The sequence below is a fragment of the Paraburkholderia sp. BR14312 genome (assembly GCF_040948675.1).
Classification (GTDB): Bacteria; Pseudomonadota; Gammaproteobacteria; order Burkholderiales; family Burkholderiaceae; genus Paraburkholderia; species Paraburkholderia nodosa_A.
This window is the reverse complement of record NZ_JBFPKI010000002.1, coordinates 389,093-412,541: the sequence shown is the minus strand read 5'-3', so window position 1 is coordinate 412,541 and position 23,449 is coordinate 389,093. Positions and strand designations below refer to the sequence as shown.

22 protein-coding genes and 1 tRNA gene are annotated in these 23,449 nt (G+C 66.8%); 7 read left to right on the top strand and 16 right to left on the bottom strand.

Annotated elements, in window-relative coordinates; translation table 11 throughout:
* The first annotated feature begins 47 nt into the window (after nt 1–47).
* From AB3X98_RS07700 to AB3X98_RS07690, 3 genes are all read left to right on the top strand, one after another.
* Nucleotides 48–353, top strand: a complete 306-nt coding sequence (locus AB3X98_RS07700) for a YkgJ family cysteine cluster protein (RefSeq protein WP_368604012.1) — start codon at nt 48–50, stop codon at nt 351–353.
* 80 nt (nt 354–433) lie between these two features.
* Nucleotides 434–1,021, top strand: a complete 588-nt coding sequence (locus tag AB3X98_RS07695) for a DUF1439 domain-containing protein (protein ID WP_368604011.1) — start codon at nt 434–436, stop codon at nt 1,019–1,021.
* 93 nt (nt 1,022–1,114) lie between these two features.
* A complete protein-coding gene (locus AB3X98_RS07690) occupies nt 1,115–1,969 on the top strand; it encodes an undecaprenyl-diphosphate phosphatase (protein ID WP_342948518.1) in 855 nt (284 codons plus the stop codon).
* Between the two features lie 57 nt (nt 1,970–2,026).
* On the opposite strand, the gene trmB is transcribed toward AB3X98_RS07690, so the two are convergent.
* The 4 genes from trmB to AB3X98_RS07670 all read right to left on the bottom strand — a co-directional run bounded on the left by trmB (nt 2,027) and on the right by AB3X98_RS07670 (nt 4,502).
* Nucleotides 2,027–2,794 (bottom strand): tRNA (guanosine(46)-N7)-methyltransferase TrmB, encoded by a 768-nt coding sequence (gene trmB / locus AB3X98_RS07685; protein ID WP_069262735.1) that lies wholly within the window; start codon nt 2,792–2,794, stop codon nt 2,027–2,029.
* A gap of 535 nt (nt 2,795–3,329) precedes the next feature.
* Nucleotides 3,330–3,404 (bottom strand) — tRNA-Gly (locus tag AB3X98_RS07680).
* 109 nt (nt 3,405–3,513) lie between these two features.
* On the bottom strand, nt 3,514–4,077 hold the full coding sequence (locus AB3X98_RS07675; protein ID WP_069262734.1) for a YggT family protein: 564 nt from the start codon (nt 4,075–4,077) through the stop codon (nt 3,514–3,516).
* A gap of 104 nt (nt 4,078–4,181) precedes the next feature.
* Complete coding sequence (locus tag AB3X98_RS07670) at nt 4,182–4,502, bottom strand: EthD family reductase (RefSeq protein ID WP_069262733.1); 321 nt, start codon at nt 4,500–4,502, stop codon at nt 4,182–4,184.
* A gap of 599 nt (nt 4,503–5,101) precedes the next feature.
* Between AB3X98_RS07670 and AB3X98_RS07665 the strand changes: the two genes are divergently transcribed.
* Both AB3X98_RS07665 and AB3X98_RS07660 read left to right on the top strand, forming a co-directional pair.
* Complete coding sequence (locus tag AB3X98_RS07665; RefSeq protein WP_165822777.1) at nt 5,102–5,263, top strand: hypothetical protein; 162 nt, start codon at nt 5,102–5,104, stop codon at nt 5,261–5,263.
* Nucleotides 5,264–5,691: 428 nt separating this feature from the next.
* Entirely contained in the window at nt 5,692–6,000 is a 309-nt protein-coding gene (locus AB3X98_RS07660; protein WP_069262732.1) for a hypothetical protein, read from the top strand.
* Between the two features lie 166 nt (nt 6,001–6,166).
* On the opposite strand, the gene AB3X98_RS07655 is transcribed toward AB3X98_RS07660, so the two are convergent.
* The 3 genes from AB3X98_RS07655 to AB3X98_RS07645 form a co-directional block, all read right to left on the bottom strand.
* The gene (locus AB3X98_RS07655) at nt 6,167–6,841 is read right to left on the bottom strand and encodes a LysE family translocator (protein ID WP_368604010.1); all 675 of its coding nucleotides are present in this window, start codon (nt 6,839–6,841) and stop codon (nt 6,167–6,169) included.
* A gap of 92 nt (nt 6,842–6,933) precedes the next feature.
* Nucleotides 6,934–8,403 carry an NAD-dependent succinate-semialdehyde dehydrogenase gene (locus AB3X98_RS07650; protein ID WP_368604009.1) on the bottom strand — a complete coding sequence of 490 codons (1,470 nt, stop codon included), beginning with the start codon at nt 8,401–8,403 and terminating at the stop codon, nt 6,934–6,936.
* A gap of 136 nt (nt 8,404–8,539) precedes the next feature.
* Entirely contained in the window at nt 8,540–10,117 is a 1,578-nt protein-coding gene (locus tag AB3X98_RS07645) for a UbiD family decarboxylase (RefSeq protein ID WP_069262729.1), read from the bottom strand.
* Between the two features lie 643 nt (nt 10,118–10,760).
* Between AB3X98_RS07645 and AB3X98_RS07640 the strand changes: the two genes are divergently transcribed.
* The gene (locus AB3X98_RS07640; RefSeq protein ID WP_368604008.1) at nt 10,761–11,990 is read left to right on the top strand and encodes a transglycosylase SLT domain-containing protein; all 1,230 of its coding nucleotides are present in this window, start codon (nt 10,761–10,763) and stop codon (nt 11,988–11,990) included.
* 75 nt (nt 11,991–12,065) lie between these two features.
* On the opposite strand, the gene AB3X98_RS07635 is transcribed toward AB3X98_RS07640, so the two are convergent.
* The 9 genes from AB3X98_RS07635 to AB3X98_RS07595 form a co-directional block, all read right to left on the bottom strand.
* On the bottom strand, nt 12,066–13,259 hold the full coding sequence (locus tag AB3X98_RS07635; RefSeq protein ID WP_342948521.1) for a pyridoxal phosphate-dependent aminotransferase: 1,194 nt from the start codon (nt 13,257–13,259) through the stop codon (nt 12,066–12,068).
* A gap of 84 nt (nt 13,260–13,343) precedes the next feature.
* Entirely contained in the window at nt 13,344–13,778 is a 435-nt protein-coding gene (nusB, locus tag AB3X98_RS07630) for a transcription antitermination factor NusB (RefSeq protein ID WP_042260852.1), read from the bottom strand.
* Nucleotides 13,775–14,290 carry a 6,7-dimethyl-8-ribityllumazine synthase gene (ribH, locus tag AB3X98_RS07625; protein WP_028211567.1) on the bottom strand — a complete coding sequence of 172 codons (516 nt, stop codon included), beginning with the start codon at nt 14,288–14,290 and terminating at the stop codon, nt 13,775–13,777. The genes nusB and ribH overlap by 4 nt, the downstream gene beginning before the upstream one ends.
* Before the next feature lie 57 nt (nt 14,291–14,347).
* Entirely contained in the window at nt 14,348–15,514 is a 1,167-nt protein-coding gene (gene ribBA / locus AB3X98_RS07620) for a bifunctional 3,4-dihydroxy-2-butanone-4-phosphate synthase/GTP cyclohydrolase II (protein WP_069262725.1), read from the bottom strand.
* Between the two features lie 246 nt (nt 15,515–15,760).
* Nucleotides 15,761–17,596: an ABC transporter ATP-binding protein gene (locus tag AB3X98_RS07615; RefSeq protein WP_368604007.1), complete on the bottom strand. Its 1,836-nt coding sequence runs from the start codon at nt 17,594–17,596 to the stop codon at nt 15,761–15,763.
* Nucleotides 17,597–18,000: 404 nt separating this feature from the next.
* Nucleotides 18,001–18,639: a riboflavin synthase gene (locus tag AB3X98_RS07610; protein WP_342948523.1), complete on the bottom strand. Its 639-nt coding sequence runs from the start codon at nt 18,637–18,639 to the stop codon at nt 18,001–18,003.
* A 35-nt stretch (nt 18,640–18,674) separates the two neighbouring features.
* On the bottom strand, nt 18,675–19,793 hold the full coding sequence (gene ribD, locus AB3X98_RS07605) for a bifunctional diaminohydroxyphosphoribosylaminopyrimidine deaminase/5-amino-6-(5-phosphoribosylamino)uracil reductase RibD (protein ID WP_368604006.1): 1,119 nt from the start codon (nt 19,791–19,793) through the stop codon (nt 18,675–18,677).
* Nucleotides 19,794–19,871: 78 nt separating this feature from the next.
* Nucleotides 19,872–21,197 carry a glutamate-1-semialdehyde 2,1-aminomutase gene (gene hemL, locus AB3X98_RS07600; RefSeq protein WP_368604005.1) on the bottom strand — a complete coding sequence of 442 codons (1,326 nt, stop codon included), beginning with the start codon at nt 21,195–21,197 and terminating at the stop codon, nt 19,872–19,874.
* A gap of 208 nt (nt 21,198–21,405) precedes the next feature.
* The gene (locus AB3X98_RS07595) at nt 21,406–21,945 is read right to left on the bottom strand and encodes a hypothetical protein (RefSeq protein ID WP_368604004.1); all 540 of its coding nucleotides are present in this window, start codon (nt 21,943–21,945) and stop codon (nt 21,406–21,408) included.
* 220 nt (nt 21,946–22,165) lie between these two features.
* On the opposite strand from AB3X98_RS07595, the gene AB3X98_RS07590 reads away from it, so the two are divergent.
* Nucleotides 22,166–23,398, top strand: coding sequence for a Bcr/CflA family multidrug efflux MFS transporter (locus tag AB3X98_RS07590; protein WP_368604003.1), 1,233 nt, complete (start codon nt 22,166–22,168; stop codon nt 23,396–23,398).
* Nucleotides 23,399–23,449: the final 51 nt, after the last annotated feature.

Genomic DNA, 23,449 nt, shown 5'->3' with positions numbered 1-23,449 from the left:
GTCCGCTGCCGCGCGGACACGATTTGTCAGCGTTCCAGGAAACCGAAGTGAGTACCGATTTTCCCGCCGATGCCTCAGTGCACGCCTGCCGTCCCGGTTGCGGCGCGTGCTGCATCGCGCCGTCCATTACGAGCCCGATTCCGGGCATGCCTGAAGGCAAGCCGGCCGGCGTGCGCTGTGTTCAACTCGGCGAGGACCTGCGCTGCATGATCTTCGGCTCGCCGTTGCGGCCGGCGTGCTGCTCGGGGCTGCAGCCGCAGCTCGAGATGTGCGGCGAGTCGCGCGAGGAGGCCATGTTCTGGCTCACGCGTCTCGAGGCGCAAACCCAGCCACAAGCGCCAGCCGCGCGCTGAACCCGGCGCAAACTGCGTCGGTCGGCAGCCATGCGCCAGAATGACGGCGCGCCAGTCCCGGCCCAACAAGGAGATTTCGCATGGCCCACACCGCAACGCGCGTTTCCCGGCGCGCCTTCCTGTTCTCAGCCTGCGCTGCGGCGGGTACGGCGATGTCGCTCGGCGCGTGTGCGACGGGGATCTTCCCGTTCATTCCCGATCACTACACGTTTTCACAGCAGCAAGTGCAGGATGCGGTGCAGCGCAAGTTTCCCTATCACCGCTCGATGCAGCAGATCTTCGACGTCTCGCTCACGAACCCGGTGGTCACGCTGCAGCCCGATCGCAATCGCGTGGCCGTGCGCCTCGACGCACACCTCGAAAGCCCGTTGATGCAGCAACCCGTGAGCGGCGCGTTTACGGTGTCGAGCGAACTCGCGTACGACAGCACGAGCCGCGCCGTGGTGCTGCGCTCGCCTTCGGTGGATGGTGTCGACATGGCGGGCAACGCCCCCGCCTACGCGCCGCAGGTGAGTGCGGTCGCCGCGCTCGTCGCCACCCAGCTGCTCAACAATTATCCCGTCTATACGTTCAAGCCCGACCAGCTCCGATTTGCCGGCGTCAACTACGAACCCGGTACAATCACCATCCTTACAAACGGCATACGCGTGCAGATCGTCGAGAAGTAAGCCGACGAGACGCCGTCCGGCGCACGCGGCCGTTGTCGGTCGCGTGGCGCGGCGTGCGCCGTCCCCCACGCTCAAAGAAGAGGGATAAAAGGGATGGACTGGATGTTGACCTGCAAGGCCTTGATTCTCGGCATCGTCGAAGGGCTGACGGAGTTTCTGCCCGTGTCGAGCACGGGGCATCTGATCGTCGCCGGCAGCTTGCTCAATTTCGACGGCGCCTATGCCAAGACCTTCTACGTGGTGATCCAGTTTGGCGCGATTCTCGCCGTGTGCTGGGAGTTCCGCCGCAAGATCGGCGAAGTGGTCACAGGGTTGCCCTCGCGGCCCGATGCGCGGCGCTTCACGCTCAACGTGATCGTCGCCACCATTCCGGCAGTCGTGCTCGGTCTGATGTTCGAAAAGACGATCAAGTCGGTGCTCTTCGCGCCGGTGCCGGTGGCGTTCGCCCTTGTTGGCGGCGGCCTCGTCATCCTGTGGGTCGAGAATCGCCTGCGTGGCCCGAAGGGGCTGCCGGTCGCCGAACAGCGCGGCGCGCGCGTGAACTCGATTGACGCGATCACGCCGCTCGACGCCTTCAAGGTGGGCTGCGCGCAGTGCTTCGCGCTGATTCCGGGCATGTCGCGTTCGGGCTCGACCATCATCGGGGCGATGCTGTTCGGCCTCGAGCGGCGCGTCGCGACCGAGTTCTCGTTTTTCCTTGCGATTCCCGTGATCTTCGGCGCGACCGTTTATGAGCTGTACAAGAGCTGGCACGAGCTTTCCATGGACTGGCTCGGGCTCTTCGGCATCGGCTTCGTCGCAGCGTTCGTCAGCGCGTTCGCGTGTGTGCGCTGGCTCCTGCGCTTCGTGGCTTCGCACGATTTCACGGCCTTCGCTTGGTACCGGATCGCTTTCGGTCTCGTGGTCCTGCTGTTCGGTTATGGCGGCGGGCTAGGCTGGGACGACTAAAAACGCAACGGGCGCCGCGTGACATCACGGCGCCCGTTTTTCTTCACGGTTGCGGTTTTAGTCCGCGCGGCGGCGGAACACGAGATCCCACACGCCGTGACCGAGCCGCAGGCCGCGGCGCTCGAACTTCGTCACCGGGCGGTAGTCGGGGCGCGGCGCGTAGTCGGCGGCCGTGTTCTCGAGCGCGGGCTCCGCGCTGAGCACTTCGAGCATCTGCTCGGCGTAGTTCTGCCAGTCCGTCGCGCAGTGCAGGTACGCGCCCGGCTTCATGCGCGAGACGAGATGCGCGACGAACTTCGGCTGAATCAGGCGGCGCTTGTGATGGCGGGCCTTGTGCCACGGATCGGGGAAGAAGATGTGCACGCCGTCGAGGCTCGCGGGCGCGATCATGTGCTCGAGCACTTCCACGGCGTCGTGCTGGATGATGCGGATGTTCTCCAGATTCTGCTCGCCGATCAGTTTGAGCAGCGCGCCAACGCCAGGCTCGTGGACCTCGACGCCGAGGAAGTCGTCCTCTCGGCGCAAGGCGGCGATTTCCGCTGTGCTTGCGCCCATCCCGAAACCGATCTCCAGAATGCGCGGTGCGTGCCGTTCAAACACGGCGTCCCAGTCGGCGGCTTCGGGCGCGTAGGGCACGACGAAGCGCGGGCCCAGTTCGTCGAGCGCGCGGCGCTGGCCCGTCGAGACGCGGCCGGCGCGCGTCACGAAGCTGCGGATGCGGCGGTGGTGCAGCGCGTCGCCGTGCGCGTTCGTGTCGGAGGCGGCGTCTTGTGCGTCGGACTGCGTGGAGTCGGGACGGGCGTCGTCGTTGGGATCGTGATTCATCTTCGCAGGTGGTATGAGAGCGGCGGATGTCGCGGCTGTCGATAATGGGGGCGGGCTGCGCCTTCGGCTCGGTGCGAGGCATGTCGGGCCATACGCGGCGACGCGGTGCCGGAGGCTACGCGGGCCGGCGTGGCCGGACGCCTCGTTGGCCGCTTTCGCGCTCGCCGGAATCGGCGACGGCCTTGGGCCCGGCAGGCGGGCGCGGCGCGCTCGAAGCCCAGCGGCTCCGAAGCCGTCGCGCATTATATCAGCGCGCTTGCACGACTCTGGCGGCTGAGGCGGCGCGGCAGTACCTCGCCAGGCTATGGTCCGTGCCTCAATCGGCTGAAACGACGAAGTCGTGCGAAATACGTGTCGGCGGACCAGCTCGCGGCGCGTGCGGGAGGACCCGACGAGCGCCGAAGTGCATTGTGCAACGAAGGAATTCAGGTCGTGCCCGGCGTGTGCCGGTCGGGCGGGCTTGGCGTCCCGAGGGTGTCCCGGCAGGAGCGCTGTCTGGAAGCCCAGGCCTCGAAGAGAGGTCGGTAAGCCGACGTGGAGCGGGCGATGGGAATCGAACCCACGTCATCAGCTTGGGAAGCTGAGGTAATGGCCATTATACGACGCCCGCAGAGCGCGCTATTTTACGCGTTTTTGGCCTTCTTGCGCAATGACGCGCTCAAGCGACGCGGCGCGCCAGGCGCGCCGCCAGATGCATCAGACCGTTTGCCGATGCGTCCTCAGATCCCGAACAGCGTGAGCGAAACCGCCGCGCGGGTGACGATCATCAGCAGCACCTGCACGATCACGAAGAGCAGAATCGGCGAGAGATCGAGGCCGCCCAGGTTCGGCAGGATTCGGCGCAGCGGGTTGAGGAACGGCGCCGTCAGCTGGAATAGCACGGGCATTGCCGCCGAGCGCGGATTGAGCCACGAGAGCAGCGCCATCAGGATCGTCAGCCAGATCAGCAGGTTGAGCGCCCATTTCACGAGCGTGAGCAACGCGACAATCAGCAGTGTCGGCAAAAGACCCAATGGGTCCACGCCTGCGATCCATACCATCAGCAGCACGTAGGCAATGGCCGCGATCAGCGCGCCGACCACGCTCGCCCAGTCGATGCCTCGCACGCCGGGAATCACGTGCCGCAGCGGCAGCACCAGCCAGTTGGTGACCTGCTGAATCGCGTGGGTCACGGGGTTGTACGGCGGCACACGCACGTACTGGAGCCAGGCGCGCAGCAGCAGGGCGGCGCCGAACAGCGTGAAGACCGTATTGAGCAGAAAGCGGGCGATATCGCCGAACATCGGTGTTGTTTCCTTCTTGTGTGGGTGGCGGCGCGCTTGGCGTGTGGCGGCCGATAAAAGGTCAGTCGGGGTTCCGTTTGCCCCGTTCAACCACGCGGAGCACGTCAGACGGACACCTTGACCTCGCTGATCAGAATGGTGCCATTTCCGCCGTCGGTGTAGTTGGGAATGTCGTCGAGGAGGGTGTCGGCATGCGGCTGAAACACCGCGTAGAACGCATCGACCGTCTCGAACAGGAAGTGTCCGGCCGCGACGTACGGCGGCGGCGTGCCCGGCGGCCCGGCGTTGATGCCGATGTCGACCGACCAGCCCTTGAGCGATTCGCCGAAGAGCTTCGCCGCGAGCGGCATGTGGTGCGTGCAGTAGTACCCGCTGTCGAAACGCCCGTTCTCGCGATAGGGATAGAGGATGCTGACCTTGATCATTGTGCGTGCTCGTCGGTGAGTCCCATGGGCGCGCGTTGCCTGCCGCTGCGATGCGCGCCGTCGCCACATTAACACGGCTTACGCCTCGCCAGTATCCGCGAGCGATGCCGCCGCGAGGGCCTTGCGCGATGCGGCGGCCGGTGCTCGCGGCGCGCGCGCCGCGCAAAATGGCTGCGCTCACGGCAGGCTTTTCGGCGAACGGCTACAGTGATTCTGACAGGCACCGCAGGGAAGGCGCCGGACGGCGCGAGTGTTGCGCCACAGCCGCGCGGCGCACGAAGTGTTCGCCTTCGTACCGATCACGCGCCGATGGTGCGACTACAAATGAGGGGGTTGGCCGCGGCGCCGCGCCAATAGCCTGACGCGGCACGATTTCTGCTGTTGGCTCGCGGCGCATTTATGCGCCGCAACTCAAACCCAGCACGCGGAAGCCGTAACGAACAGTGCGCAATGCATATACGGCGCCTGTGAGGCTATCTCGCAACACTGCCATTTTTGTCTAGAAATCTGAGCACAATACTTTTCATCGTTTCGGTTTCGTCGTTGCAGTCGTGCAATTGGGTTTGTTCCTGTCGGTAGTCCGATTCGGGGAGTTCACCATGAGCATCTTCGCTTACCGAAAGCATCTGCGGTTTCTCACGCCCTTTCAGCGTCGCCGCTGGTGGGATCAGAAGAAGCGCCTGACGCCACGTGTGCGCATCAGTGGCGCTTATGTCCCACCGAACGTCACGCGCGAGTTCACCTACGTGAAGGTCGGATAGCGGAGAGTTTGCCTTGTCTGGCCGGCGATTCGTGTGCCGCCGGCTGGGTCGGATGAGATGCCCGGTTCCATGACCGGGCATCGTAGTTTACAGCCTCGTCGCGCGCGGCGACCGCAGGCCGAACGTGGTCCGGTGAACCAATTTGTAATCAAACATTACCGGGAGATCGGCTCCCCGATGCCCTCGCGCAGGTAACAATGACAGCGCCCTGGTTTTTGTAACCAATGTCGGCGTATTCGGGCGCGCGTGCGGCGATTTTTCGCGGCTGCCGCGCCCACCGGGCTTGACGCGCTATTAAGCGCCCCCAAAACAGGATTGCAATTCGAAACAAATGGCTACCAATGGCGGCCGCCGTTTTCGATACATTGAATGCGTGGGCACTGCCCGTTATATGCGCGTCGCCGCTGGCGGCCGCCAGGAGAAGAGAAGTGAAAAAGACCGTATCGTTCATCGTTGCCGCGGCGCTGGGTGTGGGGTTCGTCAGCGCGGCCCAGGCGCACGTCTCGGTGGGTATCGGCATTGGCATTCCGGTGGCCCCGGCTTATCCCGTCTATGCTGCGCCGGTCTACGCACCGCCGCCCCCGCCCGTGGTCTATGCGCCGCCGCCGGTGGTGTACGCGCCGCCGCCCGCCGTCGTCGTAGGCGGCTACGGTGGCTACGGCTACTACGGCCGTCCGTACTGGCATCACGGCTACTACGGCCACGGTTACTACGGCCGCGGCTACTACCGTCATTGAGTGTGACGGGCGGCGCACGCCGCCCGGCTGCGTTTTCACGAACGGCGCAACGCCGGCTCACGCCGCGTTGCGCTGTTTGTTTTTGGCGCTCGCTTTCGCCGCGAGCATGGCACGCTAGATCGATGCGCGCCGAGCGGTCCATAGGCGCACCTGCGCCCGACATGGATTACGACGCGCCCGCGCCCTGCAGGATCAGTTCGCGATAGCCGTGCACGATCACGCTGTACGAAAAATACGCGAATAGCAGCGCCGAAAGCACATGGCAGGCGCGCAGCAGACTGGTGCCGGCGCGTTTGCGGCCATGGCTGGCCAGTCCGCAGAGGAAAAAGGTCCAGCCGAGACCGCCCGCAAAAAAGCCCAGCAGGAAGAGCGAGGCCGCGCCGGCGCTCGTCGCCCCCGACTTGGCGATGAGCGCGCCACCGACAGCCGCGAACCAGAGAATCGCACTCGGCGAAGAGAGGGCAAGCAGCACGCCGCGCATGAAGCTGCGCCACGGGTTGGGCAGCGGCGCGGCGTCATCGGCTTCGCCTTCCACGGGCGGCGCCAATGCTGGATTGAGCGCTTCGCGCGCCATCTTCCACGTGAGCATGAGCAGCAGGGCCGAGCCGCCGATCCACACGACCCAGCGTACGGCCGAGAACTGCAGCAGCGCGGCCATGCCCGCAAGCGCGAGCGCGGCGTAGATGAGGTCGCCGAAACACGAGCCGAGCCCCAGCCAGAAGCCCGGGCGGAAGCCGTGCGTGAGCGTGAGCGAGATGATGGCGACGTTGACGAGACCGATGTCGAGGCAAAGCGAAAGCGACAGAAAAAAGCCGTCGGAAAGCAGGGAAACGTGAGACATGAAAACGATTTCTTGTTGGTATGGACTGCGCACCGCACACGCCCGCCTGTGAGCAAGCGGGCGTCGCGGCTCAAATCAGCTTCAGGCGTGCTTCAAACGCCGATGCACAGGTACTTCAGTTCGACATATTCGTCGATGCCGTACTTCGAACCTTCGCGCCCGAGACCCGACTGCTTCACGCCGCCAAACGGCGCGACTTCGTTCGAGATGAGTCCGGTGTTGACCCCGACCATGCCGTACTCGAGCGCTTCGGCCACACGCCAGACGCGGCCGATGTCGCGGCTGTAGAAGTACGAGGCGAGGCCGAATTCGGTGTCGTTGGCGAGGCCGACGACTTCGGCTTCGTCGTTGAAGCGGAACACCGCCGCGACCGGGCCGAAGGTTTCCTCGCGCGCGATCAGCATGTCGCGCGTGACGTCTGCGAGCACGGTGGGCTCGACATAGCGTCCCGAGCTGACCTTGCCGCCCGCGACGACTCTCGCGCCCTGGGCGGTCGCATCGCTGATGTGCTGCGCGACCTTGGCGACGGCCGCGTCGTCGATCAACGGCCCCTGGTTCACGCCATCCTCGAAGCCGTTGCCCACCTTGATCTTGCGTGAGGCGGCGGCGAGCTTCTCGACGAAAACGTCGTACACCTTGTCGTGCACGTAGAAGCGGTTCGTGCAGACGCAGGTTTGGCCTGCGTTGCGGTACTTCGAGATCATCGCGCCCTCCACGGCGGCGTCGATGTCGGCGTCGTCGAACACGATGAAGGGGGCGTGCCCACCCAGTTCGAGGGCGATTTTCTTGACCGTCGGCGCGCACTGCTGCATGAGGAGGCGGCCCACCGGCGTCGATCCCGTAAACGAGAGATGGCGCACGATGTCGCTCTCGCACAGCGCCTTGCCGATTGCGATCGAGTTCGCGGAGTCGGCGGTGAGCACGTTGAACACGCCCTTGGGTACGCCCGCTCGCTGCGCCAGTTCGGCGAGCGCGAGCGCGCAAAGCGGCGTTTGCTCGGCGGGCTTCACGACGATCGTGCAGCCCGCGGCGATGGCCGGCGCGACCTTGCGTGTGATCATCGCGATCGGGAAATTCCAGGGGGTGATCGAGGCGCACACGCCGATCGGCTGCTTGAGCACGACGAGCTTGCGGTCGCTGGCGGGGCTCGCGAGGACGTCGCCGTTCACTCGCTTGGCCTCTTCGGCAAACCATTCCAGGAAGGACGCGCCATAGATCACTTCGCCGCGCGCCTCGGCGAGCGGCTTGCCTTGCTCTGCGGTCATGATCGCGGCGAGGTCGTCGGCGTGCTCGATCACGAGATCGAACCATCGCCGCAGAATGGCTGCGCGCTCCTTGCCCGTCTTCGCGCGCCACGCCGGCAACGCGGCGTTCGCGGCGGCAATCGCGCGATGCGCCTCGTCGGCGCCAAAGTCGGGCACGCTCGCGATCTCGGCGTTGTCGGCGGGGTCGAGCACGGCGAACGTGGCCGCACCGCCGCTCCATTCGCCGTCGATGTACGCGCGGGTCTTGAAGAGGGCGGGGTCGTTCAGTTGCGTCAGGCGCTCCGATGCGGGCATCATCCTCGAGTCTCCTTCAGGTTCACTGGCGCCGCGGCTCATGCCATGCACGAGGCGTGACGCGGTAAGCGCGGCGTCGCGAAAAGGCGTCGCGGATGGATCGGCCGGCGTGGCGCCGAGGGCACTGCGCCGGGTTGCGCTAGCTGCGGCTAAAGCCTAGCTCGTCGTAGAGACGGTCGACGCGCGTCTTCACGGCCGCGTCCATCTCGATTGCGCGGCCCCATTCGCGGTCCGTCTCGCCGGGCCACTTGTTGGTGGCGTCGAGCCCCATTTTCGAGCCGAGGCCGGCCACCGGCGAAGCGAAGTCAAGATAGTCGATCGGCGTGTTCTCGACGAGCACGGTGTCGCGCGCCGGATCGATACGCGTGGTGATCGCCCAGATCACCTCCTTCCAGTCGCGGATGTCCACGTCATCGTCGACCACGACAATGAACTTTGTATACATGAACTGGCGCAGGAAGCTCCATACCCCGAACATCACGCGTTTTGCGTGCCCGGGGTAGCTCTTCTTCATCTGCACGATCGCCATGCGATAGCTGCACCCCTCTGGCGGCAGATAGAAGTCGGTGATCTCGGCAAACTGCTTCTGCAAGAGCGGCACGAACACTTCGTTGAGCGCCACGCCGAGCACCGCGGGCTCGTCGGGCGGCTTGCCCGTGTATGTCGAATGGTAGATCGCATCGCGGCGCATGGTGATGCGCTCGACCGTGAAGACGGGGAACCACTCCTGTTCGTTGTAGTAGCCCGTGTGGTCGCCGTAGGGGCCTTCGAGCGCGTGTTCGTACGCGGCGCTCGCGCCCTTGGCGGGGCGGGGCGGCGCGCCAGCGGGGGCCGGGCCGGGCTCGCCCGCCTGCGGGTAGATGAAGCCCTCGAGCACGATCTCGGCGCGCGCGGGCACCTGCAGCGTGTCGACGCCGGGCGTCAGGCACTTCGCGAGCTCGGTGCGGGCGCCGCGCAACAGGCCCGCAAACTGGTATTCGGAGAGCGTGTCGGGCACCGGCGTGACGGCGCCGAGAATCGTCGCCGGGTCGGCGCCGAGCACGACCGCCACCGGGTAAGGCTTGCCGGGGTTCTTCAGCGCGAACTCGCGGAAGTCGAGCGCGCCGCCGCGATGCGCGAGCCAGCGCATGATGAGCTGGTTGCGGCCAATCAGCTGCTGGCGGTAGATGCCGAGATTCTGGCGCGTCTTGTTGGGACCGCGCGTGACGGTGAGGCCCCAGGTGACGAGCGGGCCGGCATCGCCGGGCCAGCAGGTCTGAATCGGCAGCTTCGCGAGATCGACATCGTTGCCTTCCCAGACGATCTCCTGGCAGGGCGGCGCGTTCACGGTCTTCGGTGCCATGTCCCAGACGGCCTTGGCGAGCGTGAGGAGCTTGCCCGCATCCTTCAGGCCGCGCGGCGGCTCGGGCTCTTTCAGCGCCGAGAGCAGCCGACCCACGTCGCGCAGCGACTCGAGCGCGGCGCCGTCGCCGCCGCTTTCCGGCGCGTCGATGCCCATGCCGAGCGCGACGCGCCGGGGCGTGCCGAACAGATTGCCGAGCACCGGGAACGCGTGCGTCGAACGGTTCTCAAAGAGTAGGGCCGGGCCGCCGGCGCGCAGGACGCGGTCGCACAGCTCGGTCATTTCCAGCACCGGAGAGACAGCTTGTGGGACGCGGCGCAATTCGCCGAGCGTCTCCAGGCGACCAACGAAGTCGCGCAGGTCTTTGTATTTCATTGGGAACCAATCGTGGCCAACGGGGATGGCCGGCTTGGGGGCCGCATGGGGCGGCGGCACGGGTTCCGCGGGCGCCGTATCAGATGTATCAGACGTATCAAGACGTATCAGACATCTGGCCGGGCAGACGCGGCGTAACGATTGTCGATTTTACCTGCGTTGGCTAACGCACGCTGGGTGCCAATCTGCATAAGCGCCCGCAGACGCGCGTGCGACGCGGATTCCGCCCGATTGAACAGTGTTTATTATTACTATTGGTTATGTTTTCGGGATTCTATAGTATTGACGATCTATAAAACGCTGCTAGAATCCGTCCACATTGGTTGCAGGTTTTGAAATTTTTAGCCACCTTCCCGGTCCTTCAGACGCAACGCGTCGCCGTTTAGCCGCATCCCTGCACGGCTGTCCACGGTTTAGATTGGCTGTTCTCGTCAGCGCCTCTTCGCGCTGGCTTTTCGCGTGAGAACTCCGCGCGCGCACACTGCGTGCCTGGTCGTACAAAAGGAGTTCCACCCACGGCGACTTGCCGTTTTCCCGACGCCGCTGCCGCACCAGCCAGGGCGCGCGGTGTCTTGATCCTGCGATTGGTCGTCTGCTTCGCGCCGACCCTCCCGCTGGATCATGCAACATGGGAGATCTGTAGATGAATACCTGGTTATCGTGGTGGCGCGCCGACGAGCGTGTAGCGCTTGGCCTGCGTGCGCTGCTGCGTCGTGGCACGCGTCTTAGCCATCACCTGTTCAGCATTGTTGGCGGCTGTGCCGTTCTGTTCGCTGTTGCCGTCTGGCTCATGCCCACGCTGCGTGGCACGCTCGCCGCTCGCGTGATGCCGTTCGTCTCGGCGGCGGTGCAGGCCGGCCCGGCACGTCTGCTGCAAGGCAACCCGCTGCCCTCGTTCGCGCCCCCCGGCGTGACGAATAACGAGGACAACGCCGACGGCGCGATGCTGCCCACTGCGCTCGCGCCCGATGCCGGTGCTGCCGGCGTCACTGCCGCAGCCGGCGCCACGGGAATTTCGCCCGCAGGCTCCAACGGCACGGTCGCGAAGGTCGCGAGCTCGGTGTCGAACGGCGGCATCGCCACGCTCGATGCCGTCACGCTCAACGGCCTCGATCCGCGTGCGCTGCCGACCAGCGTCGGCTCGCTCGCGCGCATGATTCCGCCCCAGCGCGTCACGCCCGACGCTCGCGATGACCGCGTGCTCGTTTCGGCGCGTGAACAGGCGCTCGTCGCCACCTATCTGGCGCGCCGCTACCGGGTCGCGCAGGAGCCGGTCGGCGAACTCGTGAAAGCGGCGTTCGACACCGGCCGTGAAGTGGGGCTCGATCCGCTGCTGCTGCTCGCCGTGATGGCGATCGAATCGGGCTTCAACCCGTACGCCGAGAGTGGCGTGGGCGCGCAGGGCCTCATGCAGGTCATGTCGAAGGTGCACTCGGACAAGTTCCAGTACTTCGGCGGTCAGCGCGCGGCGCTCGATCCGCTCGCCAACATCAAGGTCGGCGCGCTGGTGCTCAAGGATTGCATCGCACGCGGCGGTTCGCTGCCGGGCGGCCTGCGTCTCTACGTCGGTTCGACGTCGCCGGACGACGGCGGCTACGGCGCCAAGGTGATGGCCGAGCGCGGGCGTCTGCGTGACGTCGCACGCGGCCGCAACGTGCCGATCAACGCGCCGCAGGCGCCCGTCACCACCACGGCCAGCACGTCTGCGCAGAAGGTGGCAAGCATCAACGGCGAGAAGCGCGTGCACGTGACGCTCGACAACGCCCACGCAATCGTCGAGAAGTCGTCGTCCGCGAACAGCGGTTCCGCTCAGGACGACGCCAGCACCAGCACGACGGCCCAGAAGCACGCTTCGTCCGAACTGGGTGCTTGAGCAGCTAGCTGAAAGACCGGACCAAACAAAAAGGCACCCGCGGGTGCCTTTTTCCATTTCTCGACCACTAGCGCATTAGCGTCCGAAGAACGTATGCAGCCGCTCGACCGCTTCCTCGAGGCGCTCGTACGCCGTGGCATACGAGAGCCGCACGTACTGATGCGGCGCGGCGACGCCGAAGTCCATGCCGGGCACCATCACCGTGCCCGCGTCGTGCAGCATTGCGCGGGTGAGCGCGTCGCTGTCGCCGGCGGCAGGGTGCGCAACGTTCGAGCAGTCGGCGTAGACGTAGAACGCGCCGTCGGGCATCACGGGCACCGTGAAGCCGAGCGACTCGAGCGCTGGCGCGATGAAGTCGCGGCGGCGCTTGAATTCGAGCCGGCGGCCTTCGTAGAGCTTCAGCGTGTCCGGGTCGAAGCAGGCGAGCGCGGCATGCTGCGCGAGCGCGGACGCGCAGATGAACAGGTTCTGCGCGAGCTTTTCGAATGCGCCGACCAGCGAAGGCGGCACCACGAGCCAGCCCAGACGCCAGCCGGTCATGTTGAAGTACTTCGAGAAGCTGTTGACGGTCACTACGTCGTCGCCGTACGACAGCGCGGAGACGGGCGGCGTGTCGTACGACAGGCCTTGATAGATTTCGTCGACGATCGTGAAGCCGCCGCGCGCACGCACGCTTTGCACGATGCGCTTGAGTTCGTCGGGCTCGATCGAGGTGCCGGTCGGGTTCGACGGCGAGGCGAGCAGCACGCCGCGCGTGCGCGGCGACCACAGGCGCTCGACATCGGCGGCGGTGAGCTGGAAGCGCGCTTGCGGGCCGCTCGGCACGAGCACCGGCTTGCCTTCCGCGGCGGCCACGAAGTGGCGGTTGCACGGATAGCAGGGGTCGGGCATCAGCACTTCGTCGTCGCGGTCGACGAGCGCGGTGCAGGCGAGCAGGAGCGCCGCCGAGGCGCCGGCCGTCACGACGATGCGCGCGGGGTCGACCGTGAGGCCGTACGCGTGCTGGTAGTGCGCGGCGATCGCCTCGCGCAGCGCGTGGATGCCGAGCGCGCTCGTGTATTGGGTGACGCCGCGGCGCAGCGCGGCGGCGGCCGCCTCGACGACGGGCTCGGGTGCCGTGAAGTCCGGCTCGCCGATACCCATGTGGATGATGTCGCGTCCAGCGCGTTCGAGCTTCGCGGCTTCCTTTGCCAATTCCATGACGTAGAAAGGCTGGATCTCGTCGACGCGCGCGGCTAGCCGCAGCAGCGGTTCGGCAACGGTGTTCATGCGGGTCTTTCCAATACTGACAGATCACGCGGCGCGCGGGGCCGGGCGCTCAGGCGCACCCGCTCGCCCCGGCGGCTCGCGTTCTTACGACTTGCGGGCGTTTTGTGCTTCGGTGGCGCGCAGTTGCGCCGCGAGCTTGTCGAGCACGCCGTTCACGTACTTGTAGCCGTCCGAGCCGCCGAAGGTCTTCGTGAGCTCGACCGCCTCGTTGATCACGACGCGGTACGGAATGTCGACGTGATGCTTGAACTCGTAGGTCGCGACGAGCAGCACCGCGCGTTCGACGGGCGAAAGCTGCTCGATCGGACGGTCGAGGCACGGCGTGATGGCGGCGGACAGTTCGTCCGACTCGCGGATGACGCCGTGCAGGATCGCGTCCAGATGCTCGTGATCGGCCTTGTCGTAGCCCTGCGAACCGCGCAGCTGCGCGTCGATCTCGCCGGCGGGCACACCCGACAGCAGCCACTGATACAACCCCTGCGTGGCCAGTTCGCGGGAGCGGCGGCGCGCGCTCTTCATTGCTGTTCCTCTTCGTCTTCCTCGTCTTCTTCGTCGTCGTCGCCGCCGTCGAGCTGCTCCAACGCCACCGTCAGGTTCGCCATTTCCACGGCGACGCGAGCGGCGTCACGACCCTTCTCGGTCATGCGGGCCACGGCCTGCTCGTCGTTCTCGGTGGTGAGCACGGCGTTCGCGATGGGCACGTTGAAGTCGAGCGAAACGCGCGAGATGCCCGCGCCGCTCTCGTTCGAGACGAGCTCGAAGTGGTACGTCTCGCCGCGCACGACCGCGCCGAGCGCGATCAGGGCGTCGAACTGGCCGCTTTCGGCGAGCTTTTGCAGCGCCAGCGGGATTTCGAGTGCGCCCGGCACGGTGACGAGCAGCACGTCTTCGCCCGTCACGCCAAGGCGTTCGAGTTCTTCGATGCAGGCGTCGGCGAGGCCGTTGCAGACGGGTTCGTTAAAGCGCGACTGGACGATGCCGATGCGCAGTCCGTCGCCGTCGAGGTTCGGTTGGTATTGTCCGATTTCCATGTGGTGTCCGTAAGTTCGGTTGAGCGTGGTGACGCGTGAAAAGAGCGCGATGCGACTTCAGGCGCGCGACGAGGCTGGGTCAGCCGCTTCAGGCGGGCAGGGCGCTTGCGCGTCCCCGCCAGGCATCGGCACGAAGCCGGTGACCTCCAGACCGTAGCCCGACATGCTGCCGAGGCGGCGCGGCTTCGAGAGCACCTGCATGCGGCCCACGCCGAGTTCGCGCAGGATCTGCGCGCCGATGCCGTAGGTCTTGAAGTCTACGGGCCGGCGGGCGAGCGCCTCCGCGCGCTCTTTCTGGTCGAACGCCTTGAAGACGTCGATCAGATGTTCCTTGGGTTCGCCGCAATTGAGCATAACGATCACGCCCACGTCGCGCGAGGCGATTTCGCGCATGGCGGCGTCGAGCGTCCACGAGTGCGTGGACGAACCCGTTTCGAGCAGATCCAGCACCGAAAGCGGCTCGTGCACGCGCACGGGCGTATCGACGTCGGGCTTCGGCGTGCCGCGCACGAGGGCGATGTGCGGCGTGCGCGTGGGGTGATCGACGTACATGATCGCGCGGAACTGGCCGTGCGCGGTTTGCATGGTGCGTTCCGCCACGCGCTCGACGATCGATTCGGTGCGGCTGCGGTAGTGGATCAAGTCCGCGATGGTGCCGACCTTCAGGCCGTGCTCCTGCGCGAACTCCATGAGGTCGGGCAGGCGCGCCATCGTGCCGTCGTCCTTGATGACCTCGCAGATCACCGAGGCCGGCGTGAGGCCGGCAAGCGCCGTGAAGTCGCAGCCCGCTTCGGTGTGGCCCGCGCGCACGAGCACGCCGCCTGGCTGCGCCATGATCGGGAACACGTGGCCGGGCTGCACGATGTGCTCGGCGCGCGCGTCGTGCGCGACGGCCGCCTTGATCGTGCGGGCGCGGTCGGCGGCGGAAATGCCGGTCGTAACGCCTTCGGCGGCCTCGATGCTGACCGTGAACGCCGTGCCGTACTGCGTGCCGTTGCGGTAGGTCATGAGCGGCAGGTTGAGGAGCTTGCAGCGTTCCTGGGTGAGTGTGAGGCAGATCAGCCCGCGGCCGTACTTCGCCATGAAGTTGATGGCTTCAGGCGTGACGAACTCCGCAGCGATGACGAGGTCGCCCTCGTTTTCCCGGTCTTCTTCGTCGACGAGGATGACCATCTTGCCGGCTTTGAGCTCGGCGATGATCTCAGGGGTGGAGGCGAGCGTCATGTTGGGATTCTGGCTGGAAAGGCCACATTTTACGCCACGCGGGCGGGCGCGTCGCCCAGAACGCGGGAAGGCGCGAATCGCGTCTGTTTCACGCTAGTAACGCCATGCGTCATTCAGGTGAAACGTTCCTATTCGCGGTTCATCTCGCGTGCTCGCGCGCATTGCGCCGCACGCGGGCGCGGCTCCCGCCTGAGCCGGCTTGCGGCGGGAGGGCGCGGGCGCGACGGGGCACGAACGGGCGAGGCGTCAGCGCAGGATCACATCGTCGGCGAGTCCCTTCGTCAGTTCCAGCGCCTGGCGCTCGAACAGGCGCCGGTACAGGCCGTTTTCGCGGCGCACGAGCGCGTCGTGCGTGCCTTCCTCCGCCACGCGTCCGCGTTCGAGCACGAGCAGCCGGTCGAGCGCGCGCACGGTCGAGAGCCGGTGTGCGACGACCACGGTCGTGCGGCCCTCCATGAGCCGCTCCATGGCCTGCTGGATCAGCACCTCGCTTTCACTGTCGAGGCTCGAGGTCGCTTCGTCGAAGATCAGGATCGGCGCATTCGCGAGGAACGCGCGCGCGATCGCCACGCGCTGGCGCTCGCCGCCCGAGAGCTTCACGCCGCGCTCGCCCACGAGCGTGTCGTAGCCGTGCGGCAGCGCCGTGATGAAGTCGTGGGCGCTCGCGAGCTTCGCCGCGCGCTCGATTTCGGCGTGCGTGGCGCCGGGCCGGGCGTAAGCGATGTTCTCGGCGAGCGAGCGGTGGAACAGCACCGGCTCCTGCTGCACGATGGCGATCTGCGAGCGCAGCGACGCCTGCTGCACGCGCGCGATATCCTGGCCGTCGATCGTGATGCGCCCCTCGGACACGTCGTAAAGGCGCTGGATCAGCTTGATCAGCGTCGTCTTGCCGGAGCCCGAATGGCCGACGAGGCCCACGCGCTCGCCAGGCGCGATACGCAGCGTGAGGTTCTCGTAGAGCGGCCTGGCGTCCGCGTGATCGCCGTAGCGGAACGTCATGTTCTCGAAGCGGATGTCGCCCTGATCGATCACGATGGGCGGCGCATCGCGCTGGTCCTCGATGCCGAGCGGCGCCGCGTCGAGCGCGACGAGCTCTTCCATGTCGTTGACCGAGCGCTGCAGGTTGCGCACGTGCATGCCCACATCGCGCAGGTAGCCCTTGAGCAGGAAGAACAGCGTGAGCGCGAACGTGATGTCGCCGACGCTTGCGAGACCGCGCGCCCAGAGCAGCAGCGCCGCGCCGAGGATGGCCGCCTGCATGCCCACGAGCAGCGCGCCCTGCACGCCGCCGTTGAGCGTGCCGCGCTGCCACGTGCGCCGCGTGCGGCTGCTCCACTTCGTGACGACGCGCGCGAGCCGCGCTTCTTCGCGCGTTTCCGCGCCGAACGCCTTGACGACGGCGTTGCACGAAATGGCGTCGGCAAGCGCGCCGCCCATCTTCGTATCCCACTGGTTCGCGAGCCGGGCCGAGGGCGCGACGTAAAAGAGCGAGAGCGAGACCGTGATCGCCAGATACACGGCCGAGCCGAGGCCGACCACGAGGCCCATCACGTGCCACTGCACGGCGAGCAGGACGGTCGAGCCGACCAGCATGACGAGCGACGGGAAGAGGGCGACGAGCAGCGTGTCGTTGAGCAGATCGAGCGCCCACATGCCGCGCGTGACCTTGCGCACCGTGGAACCGGCAAAGCTGTTCGCGTGCCAGTCCGTCGAGAAGCGCTGCACGCGGTGAAAGGCTTGCGTGGCGATCTCGCTCATCATGCGCAGCGTCAGCGTGATGATGTTGCGGTACGCGGCCTGGCGCATGATCGTGCCGCCGAGCCCGAGCGCCGTGAGCGCCCAGAATGCGACGACCGCCGCATGCCAGGCGGCGGCGCTGCTGGCTGCGCCGCCGTGCGTGAGGGCGTCGACGAGCTGGCCGGCGTAGTGCGGCGTGAGCACGTCGGCGAGCGCGCCGAGGAGCGAGGCGAGTGCGACGGCCGTGACGCGCACCGGTTGGCGCGCCCAGTGCCGGAAGGTGAAGCCGAGGACCTTGCGGAAGGTTTGTCCGCCCGATTCGGGTTTGTTGTTTAGCTCTGTCATGGACAGCATGCTCCGGACGTGATGCCCGAAGACTCTCCTGAAGCAAGCGTGAAGCGTTAAGACGGAAAACGGGCTTCGCACGCCCGGGCATCGGTTGCCGGACGGCCTGACCTCGAATTCGCTGAATACGGCGCGGCGTCTGAAAACATGCCGCGCGGGACGCGCTATGGCTGCGCTGGAAGCGGGACGGTTGCGTGACGCGACGCAACGTGCAACATCACCCGGACCATCGGCATGGCGGCGCTCGTGTCAATCGTTGCCAACTGTGCCTCCTGGTTCGATTCGGGTGATGGGAACGCGGCACGCCGTGCGGCGAGCGCGTAGGGAAAGGCTAGATTCTATCAGCGCCCCGGCGCGCGTGCTTGCGCGCGTCCGGGGCCGGCATGGCGCCGGCCAGGCGGCGCTTAGTCCTGCGCGGCCGAATTGGCGGCCTTCTCAGCCGAGAGCATCCGCTCCACGTATCGCGCGATCAGATCGATTTCGAGATTCACCTTCGTACCGGTCTGAAGATGCTTGAGCGTGGTGACTTCCACGGTATGGGGAATCAGGTTGATCGAGAATTCGCAGCCGTCCGTGCGATCGTCGACCGAGTTGACCGTGAGGCTCACGCCGTTCACGGTGATCGAGCCCTTGTAGGCGAGATAGCGGCCGATATCCGCCGGCGCGAGAATGCGCAGCTCGTGCGACTCGCCCACGGGCGCGAAGCGCGTGACGGTGCCAAGGCCGTCCACGTGACCCGAGACGATGTGGCCGCCCAGGCGGTCGTTCGCGCGCAGCGCCTTTTCGAGGTTCACTTCGCCCGTCGCCGCGAGGCCCACGGTGCGGTTCAGGCTTTCGCGCGAAACATCGACGTCGAAGCCCGTTGCCGACTTCTCGATGACGGTCATGCAGGCGCCCTGGATCGCGATGCTGTCGCCGAGCTGTACGTCGTCGAGGCCGAGGCTCCCTGCATTGACGGCGAGGCGCACGCCTGCGTCGGCACCCGTGCCGAGCGGCTTGATCGATTCGATGCGGCCCACTGCCGCGACGATTCCGGTAAACATCGTGCTGTTCCTTGTGTTCAGTGCTTCAGTGAGGGTCAGGCGTCTTGCGTCGTGACGACACGCGCAAGAATGCGCAGATCGCTGCCAAGACGATCGACGGAATGAAAGGCGAGGCGCGTGCGCTCGTCGAGCGTTGCGGGCGCAGCGATGTCGATCATGCCGAGCGCATTCGTGCCGAGCAGCGACGGCGCCACGTACACGAGCAGTTCGTCCACGCAGCCTTCGCGCAGCAGCGAACCGTTGAGCTTGTAGCCCGCTTCCACGTGCAGTTCGTTCACGCCGCGCGCAGCGAGCTCCGTGAGCATGGCCGGCAGATCGACCTTGCCCTGCTCGTTGCCGAGCGCGACGATCTCGGCGCCGCGCACGCGCAACGCTTCGGCGCGCTCTTCGTTGCTCGCGTCGAGCGCCGCGCAGAACACGAGCGTGGGCGCGCCCACGAAAATCTGCGCGAGCGGCGAGGCGTCGAGGCGGCTGTCGATCAGCACGCGTTTGGGCTGGCGCGGGGTGTCGACGGCGCGCACGGTCATGCGCGGGTCGTCTTCCTTCACCGTGCCGATGCCCGTGAGGATGGCCGAGGCGCGCGCGCGCCAGGCGTGGCCGTCGGCGCGCGCGGCTTCGCCCGTGATCCATTGGCTTTCGCCCGAGGGCAGGCCGGTGCCGCCGTCGAGCGATGCGGCCACCTTCATGCGCACCCACGGACGCTTGCGCGTCATGCGCGAAACGAAGCCGATGTTCAGTTCGCGCGCCTCGTTGGCGAGCAGTCCGCAACGCACGTCGATGCCCGCGTCGCGCAAGATCGAAAGCCCGCGCCCCGACACGAGCGGGTTCGGGTCTTCCATCGCCGCAATCACGCGCGCGACCTTCGCTTCGATCAGCGCGTTCGCGCAGGGCGGCGTGCGGCCGAAGTGGCTGCACGGCTCGAGCGTCACATACGCCGTCGCGCCGCGCAGATCGTGCCCGCGCGCGCGGGCGTCCTTCATCGCCTGGATTTCGGCGTGATCCTGGCCGGCCGGCTGCGTGAAGCCCTCGCCGATCACCACGCCGTCCTTCACCAGCACGCAGCCGACGCGCGGGTTCGGGTCGGTCGTGTACAGGCCGCGGTGGGCGAGCGCGAGCGCACGCACCATGTGGACGAAATCGGATTGCGAAAACATCGTCGGGCTTTCTCCCGGGCGGCGGTCAGATGGGGCCGGCGAGGCGCGCGCCGCGCCGGCGGTCGTTGGCGTGATGCCTTATTGCGTGACGTTTTCCGCCGCGGCTTCCGCTGCAAACGCGCTGCGCGCCGCGGCGATGGTCGCGTCGAGGATCGCGTCGTCGTGGGCGCTCGAGACAAAACCCGCCTCGTAGGCCGACGGCGCGAAGTAGACGCCCGCGTCCAGCATGCGGTGGAAGAAGCGGTTGAAGCGCGCGATGTCGCTCTTCGTGACCTCTGCGAAGCTGCCCGGGACGTTGTCGGCGAAATAGAGGCCGAACATGCCGCCCATCGAATCCGCCACGAACGGCACCTTCGTTTCGCGCGCCGCGGCCGACAGCCCCTTCGCGAGACGTTCGGTCTTCGCGGTGAGCTGCTCGTAGAAGCCGGGCGCCTGGATGAGCTGCAGCGTTTTCAGGCCCGCCGCGACCGCGATCGGATTGCCCGAGAGCGTGCCTGCCTGATAGACCGAGCCGTTGGGCGCAAGGTGATCCATGATCTCGCGACGGCCGCCGAAGGCAGCCGCCGGCATGCCGCCGCCGATCACCTTGCCGAGGCACACCATGTCGGCCTCGACGCCGTAGAGCGCCTGCGCGCCGCGCAGGCCGACGCGGAAACCGCACATCACTTCGTCGAAGATCAGCACGCTGCCGTGCTTCGCCGTAAGGCTGCGCAGTGCGCCGATGAACTCGGGCGTGGCCTTCACGAGGTTCATGTTGCCCGCGACCGGTTCGACGATCACGGCGGCGATCTCGTCGCCGAACGCCTTGAACGCTTCTTCGAGCGCCGCGACGCTGTTGTATTCGAGCACCGTAGTGTGCTTCGCGATGTCCACCGGCACGCCCGCCGACGTCGGGTTGCCGAACGTGAGCAGCCCCGAGCCGGCCTTCACGAGCAGGCTGTCGGCGTGGCCGTGGTAGCAGCCTTCGAACTTCACGATGCGGTCGCGCTTCGTGAAGCCGCGCGCGAGACGCAGCGCGCTCATGGTCGCCTCGGTGCCGCTCGACACCATGCGCACTTGTTCCATCGACGGGACGATCTTGCAGATTTCCTCGGCGATCTCGATCTCGGCCTCGGTGGGCGCGCCAAACGAGAAGCCATTCGCGAGCACGCGCTGCACCGCTTCGAGCACTTCCGGATGCACGTGGCCGACGATCATCGGGCCCCACGAGCCGATGTAGTCGATATAGCGCTTGCCTTCGGCGTCCCAGAAGTACGGCCCTTGCGCACGCTCGATGAAGCGCGGCGTGCCGCCGACCGAGCGGAACGCGCGCACGGGCGAATTCACGCCCCCCGGAATGGTGCGCTGGGCGCGTTCGAAGAGGGCTTCGTTGCGGTTCTGCGTGCTGGACTGGGTGTTGGACATGAGTGCTGGACCTGCGAAAGTGGTGTGGCGCGCGGCGCTGACGAAACGGGCCGGCGTACGGACCCATGCGGCGCCGCAGGGGCGCGGGCGATGGGGCTGTTCTCTTGAAATTGTACCGGAGTCGCGCGGATCGGGCCGGCCCGTCCGGTCGGTCTGGGCGGTCCCCGGCGCGCCCCGGGTCAGCGCGCTGACGGCCCCTTTTTTCCTGCTACTTTCTGCCTTTGCGGGCTGGCGGCGCGAGGTGCGGCGCCGTGTCGCGCAGATTGTCGTGCCATGCCTGCATGGCCGCGACGGCCGGCGCCGGCATGGGCCGCCGCCCGGTCAGTTCGGCCCAGCGTTTTTCCAGCGCGCCTTCGGCCGCCGGCTTGATGACGGTGCCCGAACTCTGTGCGTCCCAGGTCTGGATCGAAAACGGGTGCACGCGCAAGTCGTCGCGCGCGATGACGACATCCTCGCCCGCGTCGACGAGCCAGTCGTAGACGAAGTCGATACACAGCCGGTAGCCGCGCTTGTACGCGGCGTCCGGCACTTCGTAGGGTGCACGCGTGACGTAGCCGGAACCGAACAGCCCGCGCGGCTCGGCAGCCACACGATGCAGGAACACCCGGTCTCCCGGCAGGATGCCGCGTGCGAAGCCGCATCCCCAGGTGTCGGCGACGGCTTCCCCGGCGCGCACACGGCGCGCGAAGTCGGGCAGTTCGGGCCAGGGCCACTTCTTGGGGCTCCAGATGAGCAGGAAGGCGGTCATGTCGGCAACGCGGCAAGTTGAGCGAAAGCGGGCAGCTTAGCGCAAAGCCGCGCCGCCGCCGCATGTAGGGCGGCAGATGGCGGGCAAGGGGTGTCAGGTACAATTCGGCGGCACTCCGTTGCTGTTTTTGTCCGCTTTCGTCCGCTCCTGCAGCGACGGATGAATCGGCCCTTGACATCGAGACCGCGCGAGCCGCGCGAGTTTCGCCGCCACACACACCATGTCCCATTCCCCGCGCCGCCGGCCCGATGGCCGGCTGATCCTGTTGCTCGGCGCACTCGCCGCCTGCGGCCCGCTCGCCACCGACATGTATCTGCCGAGCCTGCCCGCCATCGCGCAGTCGTTCGGCGTGAGCGCTGCCGCTGCGGCCTCGACGCTCACGAGCTTCATGGCCGGCTTTTCGATCGGCATGCTGCTCTACGGCCCGGTTTCCGACGCTTACGGCCGCCGCCCCGTGCTGCTCGGCGGCATCGCGCTCTTCACGGTGGCCAGCATTGCTTGCTGGCTCTCGTTTTCGGTGGGCGAGCTCGTGATCGTGCGCTTTCTGCAGGCGCTCGGCGCGGGCGCGGCCTCGGTGCTCTCGCGGGCCATCGCGCGCGACGCCCACGAGCCATCGGACGCTGCCAAAGTCCTCTCGATGGTCGCGATCGTCACGGCGATCGGGCCGCTGCTCGCACCGCTGATCGGCGGACAGTTGCTGCTGATCGGCGGCTGGCGCGTGGTGTTCGTCGCGCTCACGCTGTTCGGCCTCGCGTGCGCCGTGGCGGCCTACCTGCGCGTACCGGAAACCTGGCCGCCGGAAAAGCGCGAAAGCGCGGCCGTGCTGCGCTCGTTCGCGGCTTATGGACGCTTGCTGCGCGATCCGCTCGTCTGGGGGCACATGCTCTGCGGCGGCATGGCGTTCGCCGCGATGTTCACCTATATCTCGGCCACGCCGTTCGTCTATATCGAGTACTTCCACGTTTCGCCGCAGCACTACGGCTTCTTCTTCGGCGCGAACGTGTTCGGCATCATGCTCGGCAACTTCCTCAACACGCGCTTCATCGGGCGGCTCGGCACCCTGCGCATGGTATCGATCGCTTCGGGCGTGAGCATCGTCGCGTCGCTCTTCGTCGCGCTCATGTGCGTGACGGGCTGGGGCGGCCTGTGGTCGATCGTGTTTGGCCTGTTCTTCGTGGTGAGCGTGGTGGGGCTGCTCGGCGCGAACTGCGCGACCGATCTCATGTACCGCTATCCGAAGAACGCGGGCGCGGCGGCGGCGGTATTCGGCGCGACGCAGCTCGCGCTCGGCGCGCTCGCGAGCGCCGTGGTCGGCTGGTTCCCGGGCATCTCGCCGTTCGGCATGGGCGTGACGATCGGCGTATGCGGACTGCTCACGTGGGTGGGGCGCGCGCTCGTCGTGAAGTGGCACGGCACGCCGGCGCCGGACGCGGTGCGAACGGCAACGCCGTGAGCCGTACGTCGATACGACGTGCAAAATAAAAAATGGGACGCTGAGGCGTCC

Bases quoted from the DNA above. Each gene is read 5' to 3' on its own strand.
- AB3X98_RS07610 (WP_342948523.1), bottom strand. From the start codon at position 18,639: ATGTTTACCGGAATCGTCGCGGCAGTGGGCCGCATCGAATCGATCAAG.
- hemL (WP_368604005.1), bottom strand. From the start codon at position 21,197: ATGTCCAACACCCAGTCCAGCACGCAGAACCGCAACGAAGCCCTCTTC.
- AB3X98_RS07665 (WP_165822777.1), top strand. From the start codon at position 5,102: ATGAGCATCTTCGCTTACCGAAAGCATCTGCGGTTTCTCACGCCCTTT.
- trmB (WP_069262735.1), bottom strand. From the start codon at position 2,794: ATGAATCACGATCCCAACGACGACGCCCGTCCCGACTCCACGCAGTCC.
- ribBA (WP_069262725.1), bottom strand. From the start codon at position 15,514: ATGACGCTCGCCTCCACCCCTGAGATCATCGCCGAGCTCAAAGCCGGC.
- AB3X98_RS07595 (WP_368604004.1), bottom strand. From the start codon at position 21,945: ATGACCGCCTTCCTGCTCATCTGGAGCCCCAAGAAGTGGCCCTGGCCC.
- ribD (WP_368604006.1), bottom strand. From the start codon at position 19,793: ATGTTTTCGCAATCCGATTTCGTCCACATGGTGCGTGCGCTCGCGCTC.
- ribH (WP_028211567.1), bottom strand. From the start codon at position 14,290: ATGGAAATCGGACAATACCAACCGAACCTCGACGGCGACGGACTGCGC.
- AB3X98_RS07645 (WP_069262729.1), bottom strand. From the start codon at position 10,117: ATGAAATACAAAGACCTGCGCGACTTCGTTGGTCGCCTGGAGACGCTC.
- AB3X98_RS07590 (WP_368604003.1), top strand. From the start codon at position 22,166: ATGTCCCATTCCCCGCGCCGCCGGCCCGATGGCCGGCTGATCCTGTTG.
- AB3X98_RS07670 (WP_069262733.1), bottom strand. From the start codon at position 4,502: ATGATCAAGGTCAGCATCCTCTATCCCTATCGCGAGAACGGGCGTTTC.
- AB3X98_RS07650 (WP_368604009.1), bottom strand. From the start codon at position 8,403: ATGATGCCCGCATCGGAGCGCCTGACGCAACTGAACGACCCCGCCCTC.
- AB3X98_RS07675 (WP_069262734.1), bottom strand. From the start codon at position 4,077: ATGTTCGGCGATATCGCCCGCTTTCTGCTCAATACGGTCTTCACGCTG.
- nusB (WP_042260852.1), bottom strand. From the start codon at position 13,778: ATGAAGAGCGCGCGCCGCCGCTCCCGCGAACTGGCCACGCAGGGGTTG.
- AB3X98_RS07615 (WP_368604007.1), bottom strand. From the start codon at position 17,596: ATGACAGAGCTAAACAACAAACCCGAATCGGGCGGACAAACCTTCCGC.
- AB3X98_RS07640 (WP_368604008.1), top strand. From the start codon at position 10,761: ATGAATACCTGGTTATCGTGGTGGCGCGCCGACGAGCGTGTAGCGCTT.
- AB3X98_RS07635 (WP_342948521.1), bottom strand. From the start codon at position 13,259: ATGAACACCGTTGCCGAACCGCTGCTGCGGCTAGCCGCGCGCGTCGAC.
- AB3X98_RS07655 (WP_368604010.1), bottom strand. From the start codon at position 6,841: ATGTCTCACGTTTCCCTGCTTTCCGACGGCTTTTTTCTGTCGCTTTCG.
- AB3X98_RS07695 (WP_368604011.1), top strand. From the start codon at position 434: ATGGCCCACACCGCAACGCGCGTTTCCCGGCGCGCCTTCCTGTTCTCA.
- AB3X98_RS07690 (WP_342948518.1), top strand. From the start codon at position 1,115: ATGGACTGGATGTTGACCTGCAAGGCCTTGATTCTCGGCATCGTCGAA.